Genomic DNA, 19,103 nt, shown 5'->3' on the forward strand with positions numbered 1-19,103 from the left:
TTCTTTATATAAAATATGTGAAATACCTCTATAGTTTTGACTATAGAGGTATTTTCATGTATAATATTTGTATTGCAATATTGGATCATGGCAGTTCTCGGGCCCGTGCAATGGGGGCCTGTGAATCGTGTCAGGACTGAGAGGTAGCAGCACTAAGCGGTAACCTTCATGTGCCACGGGGACCCCGGGGGCTGTCGTGATCGAATATTGCAAGGCGGCCTAAGGGGCCGCTTTTTTTATGTCTAATTGATGGATGGAAATGAATCGTATAAATTAATGATGGAACTCTAGAAAATGAGTCAGATTTTCCTGAATATGGTATAATAAAGTATTGTAATTTTCGGAAAAAGGGGGTGTTCCAATGGCATATATTGCGTTATATCGTAAGTACCGTCCGCAGACGTTTACCGATGTGGTTGGTCAGCATCAGGTATCGGATACATTGATGCGCGCTATCCGCGAGGATAAGGTGGCTCATGCGTATCTATTTGCTGGCCCGCGAGGGACTGGTAAGACGAGTATGGCAAAGATTTTTGCGCGTGCTATCAACTGTGAACATGGGCCAACGGATCACCCTTGTAACGAGTGTAGTGCTTGTAAATCGATTTTGAGCGGCCAGTCCATGGATGTTCTTGAAATCGACGCCGCCTCCAATCGTGGTATCGATGAGGTGCGTGCCCTTCGTGAAAGCGTCAAATTTATGCCTGTTGAGGGCCGTAAAAAAGTATTCATCATCGACGAAGCCCACATGCTTACGACCGAAGCGTGGAATGCGCTTTTAAAAACTATCGAAGAGCCCCCAGCTCACGTTATGTTTATCTTCGCTACCACAGAAATTGAAAAATTGCCTGTTACGATTGTATCGCGTTGTCAGCGTTATACTTTTAGACGTATTACGTCTGATGATATCGCACAGCGTCTATCCTATGTAGCGGAAAAAGAAGGCTTTGTTTTAGATCCTGCAGCGGCTCAGCTCATTGCGGTCCATGCTGACGGTGGGTTGCGTGACGCCTTGAGTATCTTAGACCAATGTGCAGGGATGGCAACGGGGACTATTACATCTCAAGTTGTAGAAGAACTGATTGGTCTTGTTAGCAAGGAATGGATTATTCATTTCCTTGATGCGTTGCGCAATGGTGATGGACCTAAATTGTTGTCCTATATCCACGATGCCCTAGCAGAAGGTCGCGATGCAACGCAGATTATGGAAGCTCTCATTCAACATGTGCGGGCCTTGCTAGTTGGCAAGGTCGCACCTGATGCGGATGAGCTCAAGGTATACGATGCCTTTAAGGATGAATTCCTAGCTCAAGCCAATAGCATCGATTTTAATGAACTGAACCAATATGTGCGCAGTGCGCAATCCATCATGAATGATGCAAAACAAGTGGATAATCCACGGACCATTATTGAAATGGGCTTGCTCGTTTTATGTGCTAAATTAGGCTCTGTTGATGAAAGCTTAGAAGACCGTGTGTATGCATTAGAATCTTCAGAACGGTCTGAGCGCAATGATCTATTGAACCGCATGGCTCAATTAGAACAACGAGGCCCAGCTGTCGCAGTTGCACCTGCTTACGGTGCTAATTCCTTCGGACCACCACAAGGCGGTTATTCAAATAGCTTTGTTCCTGTTGAAAATGCGGCGAGTGGACAGAATGAATCCATGAATAACGCCCCCCATACTATGGTTAGAGAAGCACCACCGAGTGGTGTAGGGATGACGCCACCACCTATGAGTGTAGGCATGACACCTCCGCCGATGGGAGCTCCAGGTAGCACGCCACCTCCTATAAATGGAGTGGGCATGGCTCCGCCTCCTATGGGTGGGGTTGGAATGGCACCACCGCCAAATACGGGAGGTGCCCCACAACGACCTGCAAGGAAACAAACTACAGGATGTGGCAAAAAAGGTATTAGTACTCAGGCGATTATTAGTGATCATATCTTGTCAGCACAAGAGTATCGCAATGTACAGTCTAATGTTATTAAATATTTGAAGGATAGCAACCGCAATATGACCTCTACCGTAATTGGTCAAGGTCAGCTCGTGTACGTAGACCAAAGCAAAGCGGTAATGGCTTTCAAAAATACATTGCACCTCAATGTAATGACGAACGAAGTAAACCTGGCAGAAGCGGCAGATGCTTTCACCTATACACTGGGTTATCCAGTACATGTAGAAATCGTTGATGCTCTCACACAAGTTTACAAAGACTATAAAAAGGCCTCTGGCAGTACGACACAGCGCCAAGTAAAAGCGCCGCAGCGCCCACAAGAGCCAATGGTGGATGTACAGAAGACCTCTGGTGGTCAACCAACGCAAATGGATTTAACAAGTCCATCAGCTCCTCAAGGTAGCGTACAAGTTGCAAATAACTCACAAGGTGCTAATACGCCTCAAGGCAGTAGCGTTTCACAAAGCTCACAATCTAGCAATGCACCGGTTGGCAGTTCTACAACTGATGAACAATCTAGTAAACCTGATTCCGCAGCGGTAGATGCGGCAAAGGCGGCAGCGTTAGCATTCTTAGCAAAGAAGGCAGGCGGTGCTGCTGTAAGTGATACATCTAGTGCTGGTACGAGTGCGGTCGGAGCAGAAACCTTACCATCTAGTGGGGATGTGCCGATTACATCCTTTGATGGTAGTCCATCTACTCAGGTGCCTGATGGGGAGATTCCTATTGAGTCATTAGCAGGTTCTATGGAAGGCGATGATATTCCTGTTCATTCCTTTGATGATGTGCCTGTAGATGATATGGAGGAATCCTATGTATCATCCTTAGAGGATATGCCGCCACATCCATTAGATAGCGTCACTGTTATCAGTGAAGATGGGGAGGTTTTAGAACGCCCTATGGATAGCGGTGCACATATCGAGGTAGAAGCTGTCCCAAAGTCTGATAGGGGCGAACAAGAGCAGGGAACCCCAAATCTAAATGCTGGCAATGCTATGCTTTCACAAGCACCTATTGAGGTCGCACCTATCGATAGTGTGACAGTTGCTCGTGAATATGCATGGAACCCAGCAAATATGACGGAAGAGGAGCGAAACAATCCTCTTTTGGCAGAAACATTAGAAAAACTATCTGAAGACCACGACATCATCGTAGAGGTCATCGAAGAATAAAAGTTTAGAAATCTATATCATTGAGTCATATCCTTTGGCCTAAAGGGCTTTGGATGACAATACAAGTTATGAATCTATGTGGCATATTTTCATGGTGTTAAACATAGAATAGTAGTAAGGACGCAGGTCCTAAAAAGGAGGAAATACAATGTTTGGTAAAGGTATGGGCAATATGGCTGGCATGATGAAAAAAGTTCAAAAAATGCAAGCAGATATGAAGAAAATGCAAGAAGAATTAAAAACTCGTACAGTAGAGGCTTCCGTTGGTGGCGGTGCTGTAACAGTTGTGATGAACGGTGAAAAAATCATCGAGTCTTTGAAATTGAACCCCACTGCAGTTGATCCTGAAGACGTAGAAATGTTAGAAGATTTAGTGATGGCTGCTGTAAACGAAGCTAGCAAAAAAGTAGATGACCTCTTGGCTCAAGAAATGGGCAAAGTAACTGGTGGTCTTAACTTGCCAACAGGTTTATTCTAAATGACAAATGCTTTAGAACGGCTCGTAGAGCAGTTGCGCCGCTTGCCAGGTATTGGTTCTAAGTCGGCTAGACGCTTGGCCTATCATTTGATAGAAATGCCGAAGGAAGAGGTAGACCGTCTCGTGGAAACCATCGTAGAAGCGAAGGGGGCTACGCGTCACTGTTCTATTTGCTTTAACCTATCAGCTCAAGACCCTTGCGAATTCTGTAGCAATCCGAACCGAGATCAAACGACGATTATGGTCGTTGAAACTTCTCGCGATGTTATTGCTATCGAGCGCAGTGGTGATTATAAGGGCTTATATCACGTATTGGAAGGTGCCTTATCCCCTATGGAGGGCATCGGTGCTGACGATATTCGGGTAAAAGAATTGATTGCCCGCCTTCGGGATGGTGTCGTACAAGAGGTTATCCTCGCTACTGACCCAGACGTAGAAGGGGAGGCAACAGCTCTCTATTTGGCGCGTTTATTAAGCCCAAGTGGCATTAAGGTAACGCGTATTGCCCGCGGTGTTCCTGTGGGTGGCGATATTGAATATGCGGACGAATTAACGTTAGGCGGTGCTGTAGTGAACCGCCAAGAAATGAAAGGATAATATGGAAGCTTTATTAGCATCACCGATTATTTCGGCGGTTGTATCCGTTGCTGTAGCCTACATTGCTTTCAAAGTAGCATTTTTTACTATTAAACGGGTGGTTATTAATGCCGTAACAGGTGTTTTAACATATTGGGTATGTGTGAATGTACTCAATATTCCTATGGATATTGGATTAGGTACTTGGGCATTAACAGCTATTTTAGGCCCTATTCCAATGCTCATTGCTGCCGGATGGTACGGCTTTTTAAAATAGGAGGACCTTATGCTTATCAATCGTGAACAACAACGCGTTATTGATGAAGTGGAACAGAATATCCTCTTGTTAGCGTCCGCTGGGACGGGAAAAACGAATACACTTGCTTATCGAGTGGCTCACCTCATCGAGGGCGGCTATGCGAAGGCGGAGAATATCTTGTGCATGACCTTTACGAACAAGGCCGCAAATGAGATGAAAGACCGCATTCAATCGCTCGTAGGCAGTCCTGCAAAGGCTGTGGAGGTTAGTACATTCCACAGCTTTTGCTTTTTCGTTCTTCAACAAGAAGGAAAACGCAATGAAACCTTGTACACGGATGTAACCATCTTTGATGAAGAGGATTGCAAGGAATTGTCTGAACCGTACCGTCCAGGTAAATTGCGAGAAATGTCCTTTACTAACATCATCGCCATGGTAAAAGAATATCGCTCCTTATATGGCTTTTATTCTGATGATCTGGTAGGCGATTATAAACGAACTATTGAGCGTTTGCAGAAGGAGCAGCGTCCTGCTATTGAGCAACAGTTCTCTAGTTTTGGCAATGTGCTTTATAGTGAGCTCCATGACTTCTTGAACCATGGTCACGAATGGATTGCCGCTTATGATGAAAGCTTAGCCTCTGTACATGGTCTCGACTTTACAGATCTCATTTGTGGTGTGCATCGCCTATTCCAAGATCCAGTCGTTCGGGAGCGTTGGCGCAGCCGTTACAACTATATTTCTGTAGATGAAATGCAAGATACAGGCGTACTAGAGTACAAGGTGTTAGAAATGCTTTGGGAAGGTAATCACGTCCTATTATGCGGTGACTATTTCCAAACCATTTACGAATGGCGTGGGTCTGATCCGTTCCGTTTGCTCAAGCACTTTGATGCGGATTTTAAGCCTTTAAAAATCATTTTCTACGAAAACTACCGCTCTAACTGGACGCTCTTTACGATGGCTTTCAAAACATTGCAGAATATGTTCCTTGATCTGGTGGGCTCTATCTATACTGAACTGCCTCGCGCCAATAGTGAAAGCAAGGGCAAGCCTGTTCTTATTAAAGGCTGTAAAAATAGCTATCTTGAGGGCCGATATATTTATGAAGCTATCTGCGCCTTGCCAAAGGATGCCAATATTGGTGTTCTGGTAAGAGATAATAAAAAAGCGCAACGGCTGAGCGATTCCTTTGAACGCCTTAATAATGAAAAACCTGAAGAGGAACATCGTCACTTTATGATTATTGACGAGTTTAAATTTTTTAGACGTCAAGAAATCAAAGATGTTATGGCTTACTTTAAGCTGCTTATGAACCCGAATGATTCCGTCAGCGCTAAGCGCATTATAAAACGCTATGTTGCGGGCATTGGTGATGCGCGTATTGCCGCTATTGAAAGTCCTGAGACGCGTCAAGTAGGCTTAAAATTGACGGACTTTATGGATATGCCTATCTTTGAGGCCGAGCCTTATGCGAAGCTCGTTAGTGGCTTAGAAAATCATGAGGTCGTGGTGTATGACGTAGAAAGTACTGGTACCGATACGTCCCAAGATCGTATCATTCAAATTGCAGCCATTCGTATCGATGAAAATGGGCAGGTCCTTGAGACCTTTGAACGATTTATCAACCCGGGCGTACCTGTGGGGCAATCCGAAGAGGTACACGGCTTCTCCGATACATATTTACAAGAACATGGCGAAGAGCCAGCTATAGTACTACAAGCCTTTAAGGAATTCTCCAAGAATGCTATTATTGTAGGCCACAATGTAAATTATGACGTATCCATTTTTACTAATGAGTTGGCACGACATAATTTAGGTAATCCAGAGTTCAAGGCTATTTACGATACATTAGACATCTATCGTAGATTCTATCCTAATTTGCCAAATCATAAATTGGGCTTCCTAGCGGAGCAGTTTCCTATTAATCATGAGCCTACGCACAATGCGATGGACGATATCTTGGCTACTGCACAGCTTTTAATCTATGCAGTAAAAGAAAATATCGTACCTACAACGACCGGTCGTATGGTGGCAATTAATAAGTATAAAGCGGCTTTCACCAATATTGCGTCCCAAATGGCGACATTACGTAGAAAGGCCTATACGGAATTGCCAACGAAGTTATTGGCGTATATTATGAATCAAATGGGGGTTCTGGAATACTATAAATCCCATGGGGAAGGGGCAAAGGTAGAGCATATACGCGATTTGTATCGCATTATGGAAAAACTAGATGCTGCCTATGAAGGGCCCGTTGGTTTAGCTCGATTAAATCAAATCTTGCAGATGGCAGCCCTTACAGCTGGTGAGCCAGCTCAACAGGTACGCAATGAAGATCGCATTCCTATCATTACCATCCACCAAGCAAAGGGAAGCGAGTTTGACCATGTGTTCCTGGCGGGCCTCAACGAAGGTACCTTCCCAAGCCCGTTTGCTATTGCAGAAGGTCGTGAAGATGAAGAAAAGCGCTTGTTCTATGTGGCCATTACGCGCCCTAAGCAAGAGCTGACCATTACCTTTGAACAGACGAATATACGTGGCCGAGCGGTTCAACCAAGCTCGCTACTAAACTATATGCCACGAGACAATGAGCTCGTAGAAAGGAGATACTAATGGCGCGAAAAACACATCGTCCAGATGATATTTTGTGGACAGTAACCGCCGCAGATCTAGAGACTGCCCATAGGGGAAAACAGGATGTTACATTGGGTGAAGTATTAGATACTCAATATCCTCGCAAGTCTTTAGTAAAGTTATTTGAGGAAAAGTTAATCCATATCAACGGACATAAGGCGATGCCAAAGGATGTTATCTCCGAAGGTGACGAGATTTGGATTGCCATGGCGAAGGAAAAAATAGATTACGAACCCATTGAAATGGATCTACATATCCTATATGAAGATGATGATCTGCTCATTGTGGATAAACCAGCTGGTGTGACGGTAAACTCTAAAGACCAAGTATCCCTTGCCAATGGTGTGGCGTATTACTTTAAAAATCATGGCATTAAGCGAAAGGTGCGTTTCTTGAATCGCTTAGATAGAGATACAACGGGCTGTATTGTGATTGCTAAAAGTGGTTTAGCTCAAAGTCTTTATCAACAGCAAATGGATGATAATACCTTTGAAAAGTGGTATATGGCTACTGTGGAAGGCATCGTAGAAGCTGATGCGGATTCCTTGATATTATCTATGGAACGTAGTGCTGATGGGATTCATTACGAAGTAAATCCTAAGGGAAAAGAGACTCGTACAGACTATTCCGTCCTACGTAGACATCAATCACAACCTGTGGATAACTCTGTGAATAAGTCCCCAAAATCTGTGGATATAACATCAAAAAATGTGGATATAGAACTATCGAATGTGGATAAAAGTGGTCAAAATGTGGACAAATCTGTGTATAACTCACCTAAATGTGGATATACAGAGGTTTTAGTCCGTTTGTACACAGGAAAAACACATCAAATTCGTGTAGCTTTCAGCCATATAGGTCACCCTCTCGTAGGGGATACATTATATGGCGCACAACCAACGGGGCAGCCCTTCCAATTGCGAGCCCAAAAGGTTGTATTTACACACATGCGCACAGGCGAGCGTATTACGATTACTGCATAAGATTGTGAAGTCACAATACATCAAACATCCTAATTGAGAAATGAGAATTATTGATAACTTAGTAAAATCAATGGTTTTTATAAAAAAATACTCAAAAAAATAATGACAAATGATAATCAATAAGCTATAATAGGTATATAGACAAATCGATAGGCTTCGATTTGATAGCTTAGTGAAATGAATGTAAGAGGTATAGTATGATTTTGCAAGAAAATAGTGTAGAACGTAATCGGGGGATTACGCTTGCTAGTATAAAAGGTATTATCGGTAATATCGTTCTAGTTATCTTTAAAATGATTATAGGCCTTGCGTCTAACTCTATCGCCATCATCCTTGATGCGGTAAACAATTTAACAGACGTGTTGTCCTCTGTGTTGACTATTGTTGGTACAAAATTAGCCGCAAAAGGTGCCGATAAGGAGCATCCATTTGGTCACGGTCGTATAGAGTATATGACTACGATGGCTATTGCTTTCATCATCCTTGGTGCAGGTCTTGGATCCCTTAAGGAATCCATAGAAAAAATTATTCATCCTGAGGTATCTACCTTTGATGTGCCAAGCTTGGCGATTATCGCCGTTGCTATCGTTGTAAAAGTAGTGATGGGCCGTTATATTAAGTCACAAGGTGAGAAATACAAATCTGATGCTCTTGTAGCATCTGGTATCGATGCGCTCTTTGATGCGGTGATCACCTTTGCCACATTAGTATCTGCAGCGTTAGTATTTTTCTTTAACTTTGATATTCAAGGTTATGTAGGTGCGGCAATCTCTGTTTTAATTTTGAAAGCTGCTTATGACATTTTAAAAGAAATGTATAATCACTTGCTTGGCGTTCGTGCAGATGATAATTTAGTTCGTGAAATTAAAGAAACTATCGCACAACATCCAAATGTGGGCGGTGTATATGATTTAGTATTAAATAGCTACGGTCCTGGTGAAACAATTGGTTCCGTTCATATTACAGTGCCAGATACGTTGACAATGGCAGATATTCATCCACTAACTAAAGGTATCGCCGTTCATCTTTATAAAAAATTTGGTATTGCCATGACCGTTGGCGTATATGCTGAAAACCAACCTAGTGTAGAAGTACTTGAAATAAGACAAGCTCTCGACCAAGTTGTGAGTCTATATACACATGTAGTACAAGTACATGCGTTCTACGTACAAGAAGAAAAGAAAGTTATCTACTACGATATTATCTTTGACTTTGACGAAGAAGATCCATATGGTACATTAGAAAAAATTAAAGCAGAAATGCAAAAACGCTGCCCTGAATATACACAATTCGCTATTGTGGATACTGACTTCAGTAACTAATAGTATAAACATAAAGGCTTCAATCAATACTCGACAGAATAAGTTTTGTCGGGTATTGGTTGAAGCCTTTTCTTTTATTAGGTTAGAGATTTAGTTATACTATACATAAGAGAGAGGTGATTCTATGTTGCGATGGAATCAAATAATCAAGCGTACTAGTTCTGAAAAAGAAGAATGACTTGAGATAAAGTGATATAATCCATATAATATAATTTGTTTTAGTGTAACCTGACTAAGGAGAGATAGAATGAAAAAAATTGCTCTTACAACATTAGCTGTAATGGCAGCCGTAGGTGTGTTGGCGGTTCAGCCTGCAGATGCGAAAAAAGTACAACAAGATCCAGTGGTATCACCTATCGAAATGCCTATGAATGATGAAATTCAACAGGTAAATGGTGTTTCCAAAGCTACTAATAAAGAGACACAACGTTTGTCTAATAAGTTAGCAGATGTTACTAAAGGGATGGTTAAAAAGAACTGGAAGACTATTTATGTTAAAGCAGTGCCTACGGGAGATAAGGGGGCTGTACGTTTCTATTACACAGATAATAGAGGCCAAGTACATAATGGTCAAGTTATTAGAAATACAGGTTTATCTAAAGGTAAATACATGGCTGGTTCCAACCGCCAAATTGAAGCTCTACAAGAGCTAGTTAACCATTTACAACGTACTGGTCAAGAGGTACCTTCCTCTATCGATATCATCATTACGCAAGGTGGATATCGCAGTAAAACGATCTTTAACTACGATGAAGATACAAGTAATCTTGCAGCGTATCAACAACAATATGAACAACAAAACTTCCCTACTATGAAGTAAAAGAAACGCCCGTGCTATGCACGGGCGTTTTGTTAAGTTAGGCAGACATCTTTTATTCGCTTATGTAATCCTCTTTTATTAGATTATGTAGTCGTCAGAATCGTCTTTTTTCGGTTTTTTGTAAATTTCTTTTACACCGGCCATCTCGATAAGTTCTTCACTGAGAGCATCTTCATCGTCCGTATTAAGCATGGAGTAGAAGGCCCAAAGGATAAGGAACCAAATTGGTGTGAATAAGAGGGCAATTCGCGTATCTTCATTTAGCGCTAGAATAGCTAGAACGAAAACGAAGAAGGCGAGAATCACATAATTTATTACTGGATATAGTGGCATTTTAAATTTAGATTGTGCCGCTATTTCAGGATTTTTTTTGCGATATTTGAGGTGACAAATAACCATCATCGCCCAAATAAAGATGAAGCAGAAGGTAGAGATAGATGTAATCATAACGAATACTGCTTCAGGCATTACGTAGTTAAGTACAACAGTGATCAATAATACGGCAGCCGAGAAAATCGTTGCTTGATACGGTACGCTGCTGTGCGTTAAGCGACGCATGGAGCTAGGTGCATGACCTCGTTTAGCAAGGGCGTAAATCATACGGCCTGTACTAAAGATACCAGAGTTAGTGGCCGATGCAGCTGATGTGAGCACTACAAAGTTTACAATACCTGCAGCAGCCGCGATACCAACAGCGGTAAATACGGCTACAAATGGGCTAGCAGATGGGTTAACGGCCGTCCAAGGGTAAATGCTCATGATGATGACTAAAGAGCCCACATAGAACAAAATAATACGCAATGGAATGTTGTTAATAGCCATAGGAATAACTTTTTCAGGATCTTCTGTTTCGCCAGCTGTGAGACCTACAAGTTCAATGCCTGTGAAAGCAAATACAACCATTTGGAATGATAAGATAAAGCCCATCGTACCGTTCGGGAACCAGCCTCCATAATTCCACATATTACTAAAGGCGGCGACACCCGCATCAGTAGTAAAGCCTGTGAAGATCATGATAAGACCGATAATAATGAGGGAAATGATGGCGATTACCTTAATTAAAGCAAACCAGAACTCCATTTCACCAAAGTATTTTACGGCTGTTAAATTCATTAATAACAGGACGACTAGGACGAGCAAGGCTGGTATCCATTGTGGCAGCCACGGTATCCAGTACTGCATATAGAGGCCAACGGCTGTCAAGTCAGCCATGGCTAGTGAAAGCCAACAGAACCAGTATGTCCATCCTGTGATAAAGGCAGCTCGATCACCTAAATAATCTTCCACGAAGTCGATAAAGGAGTGGTGATTCAAGTTGGATAATAACAATTCGCCTAATGCTCTCATGATGAAGAAGCAGATAATACCTGTAATAAGGTAGGCGAAAATAATGGATGGACCAGCCAAGTGAATGCCTCGGCCGGAGCCTAAGAATAAGCCTGTACCAATAGCACCGCCGATGGCAAGCAACTGTACGTGCCGGTTCTTAAGCCCCCGTTTTAACTGATGTGTATCAGACATAGTAAGACCTCTTTTCTACAAACCATCTACAAATATAAAAAGCCATGGATGACCATAGCTTTTATAATCTATAGAATCTATAAAACTATTTTCTTATAATACAGTATCTATTCTAAAAAGTCAAATGTATTTTTGTAGTAGACATATAGCGTTCAATAGGATTTTTTTATACAAAATGAATACAAAATAAATATAATATAGCTCTCTTATTAGTAGGACTTACTTTCAGGATAGGTTTTATAAAGGTTTTATGAAGTAGCACGAGCAACAGAATAATAATAGTGTTTCTGATATAAATAAAGAAATATATCATTATATATGTGAAGTATATTATAAATTTTTATAAGCGGAGAGAATATGAGAAACATAATGTGTAAGACGATATTAGCGGCGATAGCTGTTGGTTTACTATCTGCAAGCTATGTATCAGCAGATACTATTGATCAGTCTGTATCTACTAATAATTCTGAGGCCCTATCTAATTCTGAAAATGCTACACCTAAGATAGATAATGCTTCTGCAATTATACAAATACCAAGATTGCAATTAGTAGGATGGCCTATGATGACTCAAGAAAGTGCTCGTAACTTTAAGGGGGTAGCAGAGGTTATTCAGAAATTGCCATATGAGGCTGAAGTACCTAGTTATATACCTTATGGATATCAGCTTTATACAGCACGTCACGATCAAAATGATGTACTAGAGGTTGTATATTACAAGAGAGGTGGGCCTATCTATGAGGCGGGGGAAAAATTTATTGGACATATAATGGCGTATCGAATGGGATATTCCTTGGATACCGTAAGAGATACACCGTATATTCCAGCTGAGTATAAAGATTATGAATGGTCTGAACAAGGTGAATCTGGCAAGGTATATTACACAGGTAATCCAGAAGCACAATTGATCCGTAGCATTACGTGGACGGAAGGTGGTATGGCGTACTCCTTATTCTTCTTGGATTCTGTGAAAGCTGTGGATGCTGAATTCTATAAGGAACATGTGGTGCCTGTAAAAACTATAGATAGCTCACGTTATGACTTATTAGGAAACTATCCGGTTACGAAGATTTCAAACAAAACAATTGATGAATATAATAAGGAACGAATGATTCCTTAGCAGATAAACTGATGTTATACAAATTGTATTTAGAATACTATATTGTGTAATAGTGGTGGAATTTGTAAGCGCTTATAAAGAGGAGAGAATATGAAAAAAATAATAAGAGCTACTATTTTATGTGCCACGATGGCTACTGCAGTCAGCACGCTTGGGGTACAACCCGTTAGTGCCACATATCCATTAATAGATAAAAATGGTAATACTGTTCCTGTTGAACGAGATGTAGATAATCAGAAAACAATCGATGATAATCAAAAACTTATGGATCGTTATCGCTGGTATGATCAAGTTGGTGATAATGATATAGTTAACACTAATATTGAGAGCGCCGTACAGGAGTTTGGTTATCCATTACAAGTGCCGTCTTATATGCCTGAAGATTATGCAGTACGGGATGTAAAGGCTAAGGATCATGACGTATTAGAAATTGTATATACGGAAACGGGCCATGATGGAGCATATGGTCCGAAATTAACCTTCTCTAATACAGATATTGTATATCGTATGGGTTGGGCTAGCGATACCGTAGTAAAGCCTATATTGGAAAAGACAAAATACAATGCTAAGGATGCCGTTAACTTTATTACTCCTAATGGGATCTCTGTACATACGTTAGGCTCTCGCAAAGACGCTATTCAAATTGCTTACTGGGAAAAAGATAATAAAGTGTATATGCTCTACTTTGCTTCTCCAAGAAACCAAAACTATGTAAGCAAAATTGTAGATTCTGTAGGTCCTTTGAGTAACGTAGCCGCTGATGATACTCAATTACGTGGTGATCGAAATGATAAACAAAACATTGAAGAAAATGTTAAGCAAAATACTGAAGTAGATTGGACTCCTTATGAAACGATTCCTTTACCAGTGCGTACACATACAAATTCTGTGTGGCCTATACTTACGAGCAAATCCATCGGCTTACCTAGCGGTGTAATTAATGCATCTCATAAGATGTCTTATGACGTATCTGTACCAAGTTATTTACCTCTTGGGTATACATACTATGCTACGCATTATTATGATAATGATGTATTAGAAACTGTATATTGGAAGGATGGTAAAGAGTACCAAGAACGGAGTGGCCGTTGGGTAAATCATACTATGGTCTTCCGCATGAGCTACTCTATGGATACTGTATGGCCTGAAGAATATATTCCAATGGAGTACCATGACGTACAGTGGACTGACTCTACTCCAATAGGAGATGTGCACTATACAGGTGATGTAGATAAAGGACTCGTGCGTAGTGTTAGCTGGTACAAGGATAATATGGCATATTTCTTGTTCTTCCAAGTGCCTGTGAAAGCATCTGAAGCAGAGTTTTATAAAGATCATGTAGTGCCTTTAAAAGATATCGATCCAAGTCGTTCAGATTTAATTGGTGTAAAATAATTCGTTAGTACCTGGTATTAGTTTTTCCTAAGAAAATAGTACAAAAAAAAGAACCTATCTCTTAAATATTACAGTGTGAACCGCCCCCTTAATGTTAGACCAAAAATTTTAACATTAAGGGGGGCGGTTCAGTAATATCTTTAGAGATAGGTTCTTTTAGTATATGTAATTTACATATACTTAGTTCTTAGCACAGTATTGAATTTATAGCCATTTAATATAGCTTAGCGTTCACTAATAGCATAATTATGAGCATACTAATATAAATTAACTTTCATTAATAGCATAATTATGGGCCATACGTTAATTAGAAGAATACGTAGCGGATGATAACGAGTACCGCCAATACGTACATAATCCAGTTAACCTCTTTTGCACGACCAGAAGCGATTTTAAGTAGAGGATATACAACGAGACCTGCGGAGATACCGTTAGCGATGCTATATGTGAAAGGCATCAAAACGATAACCAGGTATGCCGGGAAGCTTTCTGTCCAATCATCGAAGTCGATATTTCTAATAGCACCTAACATGAGGGCACCAACGATGATAAGAACAGGAGAGGTTGCTGCATTTGGCACCAAGGAAACGATTGGGGCCAAGAACAAGCAGAGCAAGAATAATACGCCTGTTGTGACAGCTGTTAAGCCTGTACGGCCACCAGCACCTACACCTGCCGCACTTTCAACAAAGGCAGTAATCGTAGAAGTACCGAGCAATGCGCCTGCACTAACGCCGATAGCATCGACAGTCATAGCTTTCCCAAGACCTGGGAATTTACCAGTTTTAGGGTCTGCAATTTTTGCCTCTGTGGCAGTACCAATTAAAGTACCCATGGAGTCGAACAATTCTACGAAGGTAAAGGAGAAGATAATCGTGATTAAGCCCATATGGAGCGCACCAGGAATATCTAATTGAAGGAATGCTGCCTTAGAGAAATCAGGCACTGCCAATACAGTGAAGTTCTCAGGCATTGTGGAAAGGCCGGTAGCGTAGGAAAGAATTGTTGTTGCTGCCACACCAATCAAGAGAGAACCTTGAATTTTACGAGCCATCAATAGAGCTGTAAAGATGAGGGAGAATAGAGCCAACAATGTTTCGCCACTATGCAAATTACCAAGCGTTAAGAGCGCTTCGGACGCAGGGGGCACTAAATTACCGTGCGTTTGTACAACTTGGCCTAAGGAGTTTGGAGACAAACTAATAGAGATTGCCATCAAGCCAGATAGTTTTAAGCCGATGATAGCGATGAAGAGGCCGATACCAACGGTAATGGCAACCTTCATAGAGGCGGGGATGCCTTCAACAATCATTTGTCGTATCGATGTAAGTGTTAATACGAGGAATACGAGACCTGAAATGAATACCGCACCCAATGCCGTTTGCCAAGTTACGCCCATACCGAGAACTACGGTGAAGGAATAAAAGGCTAAGAGACCAACCCCAGGAGCGAGAGCAATCGGATAGTTAACGAATAACCCCATAGAAATCGTTACGAGACCAGCGCCTAACGCTGTGGCGATGAGGACTGCATCTTTATCCATGCCTGCAAGACTAAGAATGTTTGGCGCCAAGAATAGGATGTACGCCATCGTGATAAACGTAGTAATACCAGCTAAAATTTCGGTTTTAACAGTTGTACCGCGTTCACTGAGTTGAAATAGTTTATCTAACATTAGATAACATCCTCCCATATTAAATTAAAAAATACCCAAATAAAATATTTCGATATATGTATAGTGTATCATATTTCCCACCATTTTTTGTATGAATTTGTGATATACTATAAATATATTATGAAATGACTTAGAGGTTAACTTATGAAAATATCTACAAAAGGGCGCTATGCCTTACGGATATTGGCGGATATTGCAGAATACGGGGTAGAAAAAAATGTACCAATTCGTGAAATTGCAGAACGCCAAGGCTTTTCCGATAAATACTTAGAGGGGATTGTATCTCGCTTATCCTCCGCTGGCCTCGTTAAAAGCGGCCGTGGCAAATATGGTGGGTATCGCTTGGTGAAGTCTCCATCTGAATACAATGTATATGAAATTTTATATGCTGCAGAGGACTCTATTGCTCTCGTATCTTGTTTAGAGGACGATGTAGAGCCATGTCCTATGTTTAACGATTGCTTGACTGCTCCATTGTGGCAGTATTTGCAAGATGAATTTCGTCATGTAATGGAACGCGTTTCCTTGCAAGACGTAATGGATCACAAATTCCCAACGGAATAAATGATAGCCTAATCTAGATGTTTCAGTATAAGCACTAGTGTTAGTAGTATAAGTAGTATTAGTACTAGCTAGTACCTATTGATATGGCTATCTGTTAGGTTATGTATTGAAAGAGTCGCGTTTCGTATGCGGCTCTTCTTTATATCTATATTAATTCTGAGTAAATAAGTTCAGTTGCTTGATGAGCTAGATACGTTTAATGAGCTAAACGAGCGATATAAGCGATACGATTATAGGAGGGGAGGTCAATATGAGTACAACTGAATACGATGCTCGTGGGGGCATGCGCAATGTATGGATTATTACGGCTAGTATGACCGTCCTTGCCATATGCTACACCATGATTATTCCGTTCTTACCAATCTATCTATTGGAATTAGGCGTGCCAAAGGATGATGTAGCCCTCTGGTCTGGCCTCGTCTTTGGTATCACTTTCCTTATCGCTGGGATTATGGCTCCTATATGGGGAAAGATTGCCGATAATAAAGGGAAAAAACGGATGGCATTGCGTGCAGGCTTTGCCATCGCTATCTGTTATGTATTAATTGGCTTAGTTACAGATCAATATCAATTACTGATGGGGCGGGCCTTAGTTGGTTTTGCTAATGGATTCTATCCGGCGGCAATGACCATGGTGTCCCTCAGCGTTGATGAAAAACAGGTAGGCCGTGCCCTTGGTATATTCCAAACAGGCTTAATTTTAGGCAATGTAGTTGGTCCATTTTTAGGTGGTGCCGTTGAAAACATCGTAGGCATGCGACCTGTATTTTATGTATCTGGTATTGCTGTATTTATTGCGACTTTGGCAGTATTATTCTTTGTGAAAGAACCAAAATTACATGCTAAGGGTGCTGATGGAAAAGAACAAGCTGCTCACCATACGAAATCTACATCTTTACGTGAAGACTTCAAAGCGGTTCAACAACAACCTATATTAGTACGGCTATTATGGATTTTCTTTTTTATGCAATGTGCGATTATGATGTTGCAACCTATATTGGCTCTCTATGTAGGGGATATGCAAGGTACTATGGAAGGGGCCGCTATTATTTCAGGTACAATCCTTAGTATTGGTGGTTTAGCAGGGGCCTTGACGACAAATCTATGGGTTCGCCTTGGTGAACGTCGAGGTTATTTTAAGACTATTTCCTATTGTATGATCGGTAGTGGTATCGTTTTATTACTTCAAAGCTTGCCTGTAGGTATCTGGTGGTTTGGTGTATTACAAGTCCTAATTGGGGCTTGTATAGTAGGTATTAATCCATCCTTGAGTGCTGCTGTAACACTCAATACAGATCCAAGCTTTAGAGGGCGCATGTTTGGTATGACTACGACAGCCCAACAATTTGGCTCTATGGTAGGCCCTGTATTTGCTAGTATTGTATCCACCTATGTTGGTATATCCTATGTATTTGGCATTACAGGTTTGTTATTACTCTACATGGGATTTCAATCTCGCAAACTATCTGTACAACATGATTCATGATTAATATATATGGTGATTTAAAAGATACTTTGTAAACTGCTTTAGCAGTTAACAAGGTATCTTTTTTTGTAACAGGCCTAATATTATATAATCGGGATAATATGTATAACTTTCACAAAAGAGAGATACTAAGATATAACAAAAAGTAATATTAATCATTCATCTAAGAATACATTTTTAGTGCATAATAACAGGCTTTCATACACTTTTTATGAATAGCAATCCAATATGAGCAGATTGATTGCTTTTACAAAAATATTGGTATATAGTTAGTTTAAGGTAAGTCATTTGTCTCACCGTGTGGGACGGAAAGGAGGTATTATGGTCCGTATCGGTCATACTGTACTCGGCGAAAAGGGTACAAAAATATGTGTGCCTATTGTGGGCACAACAATGAAAGAAATTTTAGATGCCACTGCGGTAGCATGTAATACACCGTGTCATGTAGTGGAGCTACGTATTGACTATTACGAGCGGGCCCACTCCATTGACGCTATTATTGAACTGTTAATGCTCATCAAGCCTCAATTAAAAGGTCGTGCTTTATTATTTACATGGCGCACGAAAGGTGAAGGTGGGGAAAAATCCATTTCTACACAAGATTACTTTACAATGCTAGAACGTCTTATTCCGACTGGATTAGTGGATGCTATCGATATTGAGCTCTTCTTTGACCAAGATAGAATGCTTAAAACGATAGAATTTGCCAAGGTGCATGGTGTAACTATAGTTATGAGTAATCATGATTTCCATGGCACACCTAGTCGCGAGGTTATTGTAAATCGTCTCATTCAAATGAAAGAATTCTTGGCCGATGTGCCAAAGATTGCCATTATGCCTCATACAACAGGTGACGTATTAACCCTCCTGGAAGCAACGGCTGAGGTGAAAGCCTTGTATCCATCAGACCCAATCATCACAATGGCCATGGGCCCACTAGGGTCTGTTACACGTGCTGCAGGAGCTCTATTTGGTAATGCTATGACCTTTGCCTCTGCTGGCAAAGCATCGGCACCAGGTCAAATCGATGTACATGAACTAAAACGTATCCTCGATACCATCGACGTAGATGGTGTCTTCGATGAACAACAACATAAACGCGTAAAAGTGCATTAAAAAAAGTCGGCGAGAGCCGACT

At 41.1% G+C, this 19,103-nt stretch carries 15 protein-coding genes and 1 other RNA gene; 14 read left to right on the forward strand and 2 right to left on the reverse strand.

What is annotated here, in order from left to right; all coding sequences use genetic code 11:
- The first annotated feature begins 94 nt into the window (after positions 1-94).
- From ffs to RWZ05_RS02590, 9 genes are all read left to right on the forward strand, one after another.
- Positions 95-193: signal recognition particle sRNA small type (gene ffs / locus RWZ05_RS02550), an RNA gene on the forward strand.
- A gap of 168 nt (positions 194-361) precedes the next feature.
- On the forward strand, positions 362-3,130 hold the full coding sequence (gene dnaX, locus RWZ05_RS02555; RefSeq protein WP_314641810.1) for a DNA polymerase III subunit gamma/tau: 2,769 nt from the start codon (positions 362-364) through the stop codon (positions 3,128-3,130).
- 148 nt (positions 3,131-3,278) lie between these two features.
- Positions 3,279-3,608: a YbaB/EbfC family nucleoid-associated protein gene (locus RWZ05_RS02560; RefSeq protein WP_008602262.1), complete on the forward strand. Its 330-nt coding sequence runs from the start codon at positions 3,279-3,281 to the stop codon at positions 3,606-3,608.
- On the forward strand, positions 3,609-4,205 hold the full coding sequence (gene recR / locus RWZ05_RS02565) for a recombination mediator RecR (protein WP_314641815.1): 597 nt from the start codon (positions 3,609-3,611) through the stop codon (positions 4,203-4,205).
- A gap of 1 nt (position 4,206) precedes the next feature.
- Entirely contained in the window at positions 4,207-4,461 is a 255-nt protein-coding gene (locus tag RWZ05_RS02570; protein WP_314641817.1) for a hypothetical protein, read from the forward strand.
- Positions 4,462-4,470: 9 nt separating this feature from the next.
- Complete coding sequence (locus RWZ05_RS02575) at positions 4,471-7,059, forward strand: 3'-5' exonuclease (RefSeq protein WP_314641818.1); 2,589 nt, start codon at positions 4,471-4,473, stop codon at positions 7,057-7,059.
- Positions 7,059-8,063 carry an RluA family pseudouridine synthase gene (locus tag RWZ05_RS02580; RefSeq protein ID WP_314641820.1) on the forward strand — a complete coding sequence of 335 codons (1,005 nt, stop codon included), beginning with the start codon at positions 7,059-7,061 and terminating at the stop codon, positions 8,061-8,063. Before RWZ05_RS02575 ends, RWZ05_RS02580 begins: the two co-directional genes overlap by 1 nt.
- A gap of 197 nt (positions 8,064-8,260) precedes the next feature.
- Entirely contained in the window at positions 8,261-9,385 is a 1,125-nt protein-coding gene (locus RWZ05_RS02585) for a cation diffusion facilitator family transporter (protein ID WP_314641822.1), read from the forward strand.
- Between the two features lie 247 nt (positions 9,386-9,632).
- The gene (locus RWZ05_RS02590) at positions 9,633-10,205 is read left to right on the forward strand and encodes an immunity protein YezG family protein (protein WP_314641824.1); all 573 of its coding nucleotides are present in this window, start codon (positions 9,633-9,635) and stop codon (positions 10,203-10,205) included.
- 78 nt (positions 10,206-10,283) lie between these two features.
- Here the strand turns inward: RWZ05_RS02590 and RWZ05_RS02595 are convergent, their stop codons facing one another.
- Positions 10,284-11,726, reverse strand: coding sequence for an amino acid permease (locus RWZ05_RS02595; RefSeq protein WP_314641826.1), 1,443 nt, complete (start codon positions 11,724-11,726; stop codon positions 10,284-10,286).
- Between the two features lie 357 nt (positions 11,727-12,083).
- Between RWZ05_RS02595 and RWZ05_RS02600 the strand changes: the two genes are divergently transcribed.
- The gene (locus RWZ05_RS02600) at positions 12,084-12,845 is read left to right on the forward strand and encodes a hypothetical protein (protein ID WP_314641828.1); all 762 of its coding nucleotides are present in this window, start codon (positions 12,084-12,086) and stop codon (positions 12,843-12,845) included.
- Positions 12,846-12,935: 90 nt separating this feature from the next.
- Positions 12,936-14,240, forward strand: a complete 1,305-nt coding sequence (locus RWZ05_RS02605; protein WP_314641830.1) for a hypothetical protein — start codon at positions 12,936-12,938, stop codon at positions 14,238-14,240.
- A gap of 307 nt (positions 14,241-14,547) precedes the next feature.
- Here the strand turns inward: RWZ05_RS02605 and RWZ05_RS02610 are convergent, their stop codons facing one another.
- On the reverse strand, positions 14,548-15,915 hold the full coding sequence (locus tag RWZ05_RS02610; RefSeq protein WP_314641832.1) for an NCS2 family permease: 1,368 nt from the start codon (positions 15,913-15,915) through the stop codon (positions 14,548-14,550).
- Positions 15,916-16,059: 144 nt separating this feature from the next.
- On the opposite strand from RWZ05_RS02610, the gene RWZ05_RS02615 reads away from it, so the two are divergent.
- From RWZ05_RS02615 to aroD, 3 genes are all read left to right on the forward strand, one after another.
- Positions 16,060-16,479 (forward strand): RrF2 family transcriptional regulator, encoded by a 420-nt coding sequence (locus RWZ05_RS02615; protein ID WP_314641835.1) that lies wholly within the window; start codon positions 16,060-16,062, stop codon positions 16,477-16,479.
- A gap of 250 nt (positions 16,480-16,729) precedes the next feature.
- Entirely contained in the window at positions 16,730-17,965 is a 1,236-nt protein-coding gene (locus tag RWZ05_RS02620) for an MFS transporter (RefSeq protein ID WP_314641838.1), read from the forward strand.
- Positions 17,966-18,286: 321 nt separating this feature from the next.
- A complete protein-coding gene (gene aroD, locus RWZ05_RS02625) occupies positions 18,287-19,081 on the forward strand; it encodes a type I 3-dehydroquinate dehydratase (protein WP_314641839.1) in 795 nt (264 codons plus the stop codon).
- The last annotated feature ends 22 nt before the right edge of the window (positions 19,082-19,103 follow it).

Origin of the sequence: uncultured Veillonella sp., from assembly GCF_963543145.1 — a bacterium.
Classification (GTDB): domain Bacteria; phylum Bacillota; class Negativicutes; order Veillonellales; family Veillonellaceae; genus Veillonella.

Excerpts from the sequence above, each read along its gene's own strand:
- RWZ05_RS02590 (WP_314641824.1), top strand. The coding sequence starts at position 9,633 with ATGAAAAAAATTGCTCTTACAACATTAGCTGTAATGGCAGCCGTAGGT.
- recR (WP_314641815.1), top strand. The coding sequence starts at position 3,609 with ATGACAAATGCTTTAGAACGGCTCGTAGAGCAGTTGCGCCGCTTGCCA.
- RWZ05_RS02580 (WP_314641820.1), top strand. The coding sequence starts at position 7,059 with ATGGCGCGAAAAACACATCGTCCAGATGATATTTTGTGGACAGTAACC.
- RWZ05_RS02570 (WP_314641817.1), top strand. The coding sequence starts at position 4,207 with ATGGAAGCTTTATTAGCATCACCGATTATTTCGGCGGTTGTATCCGTT.
- RWZ05_RS02620 (WP_314641838.1), top strand. The coding sequence starts at position 16,730 with ATGAGTACAACTGAATACGATGCTCGTGGGGGCATGCGCAATGTATGG.
- RWZ05_RS02595 (WP_314641826.1), bottom strand. The coding sequence starts at position 11,726 with ATGTCTGATACACATCAGTTAAAACGGGGGCTTAAGAACCGGCACGTA.
- RWZ05_RS02575 (WP_314641818.1), top strand. The coding sequence starts at position 4,471 with ATGCTTATCAATCGTGAACAACAACGCGTTATTGATGAAGTGGAACAG.
- RWZ05_RS02600 (WP_314641828.1), top strand. The coding sequence starts at position 12,084 with ATGAGAAACATAATGTGTAAGACGATATTAGCGGCGATAGCTGTTGGT.
- RWZ05_RS02615 (WP_314641835.1), top strand. The coding sequence starts at position 16,060 with ATGAAAATATCTACAAAAGGGCGCTATGCCTTACGGATATTGGCGGAT.
- RWZ05_RS02610 (WP_314641832.1), bottom strand. The coding sequence starts at position 15,915 with ATGTTAGATAAACTATTTCAACTCAGTGAACGCGGTACAACTGTTAAA.
- dnaX (WP_314641810.1), top strand. The coding sequence starts at position 362 with ATGGCATATATTGCGTTATATCGTAAGTACCGTCCGCAGACGTTTACC.
- RWZ05_RS02605 (WP_314641830.1), top strand. The coding sequence starts at position 12,936 with ATGAAAAAAATAATAAGAGCTACTATTTTATGTGCCACGATGGCTACT.
- RWZ05_RS02560 (WP_008602262.1), top strand. The coding sequence starts at position 3,279 with ATGTTTGGTAAAGGTATGGGCAATATGGCTGGCATGATGAAAAAAGTT.
- aroD (WP_314641839.1), top strand. The coding sequence starts at position 18,287 with ATGGTCCGTATCGGTCATACTGTACTCGGCGAAAAGGGTACAAAAATA.
- RWZ05_RS02585 (WP_314641822.1), top strand. The coding sequence starts at position 8,261 with ATGATTTTGCAAGAAAATAGTGTAGAACGTAATCGGGGGATTACGCTT.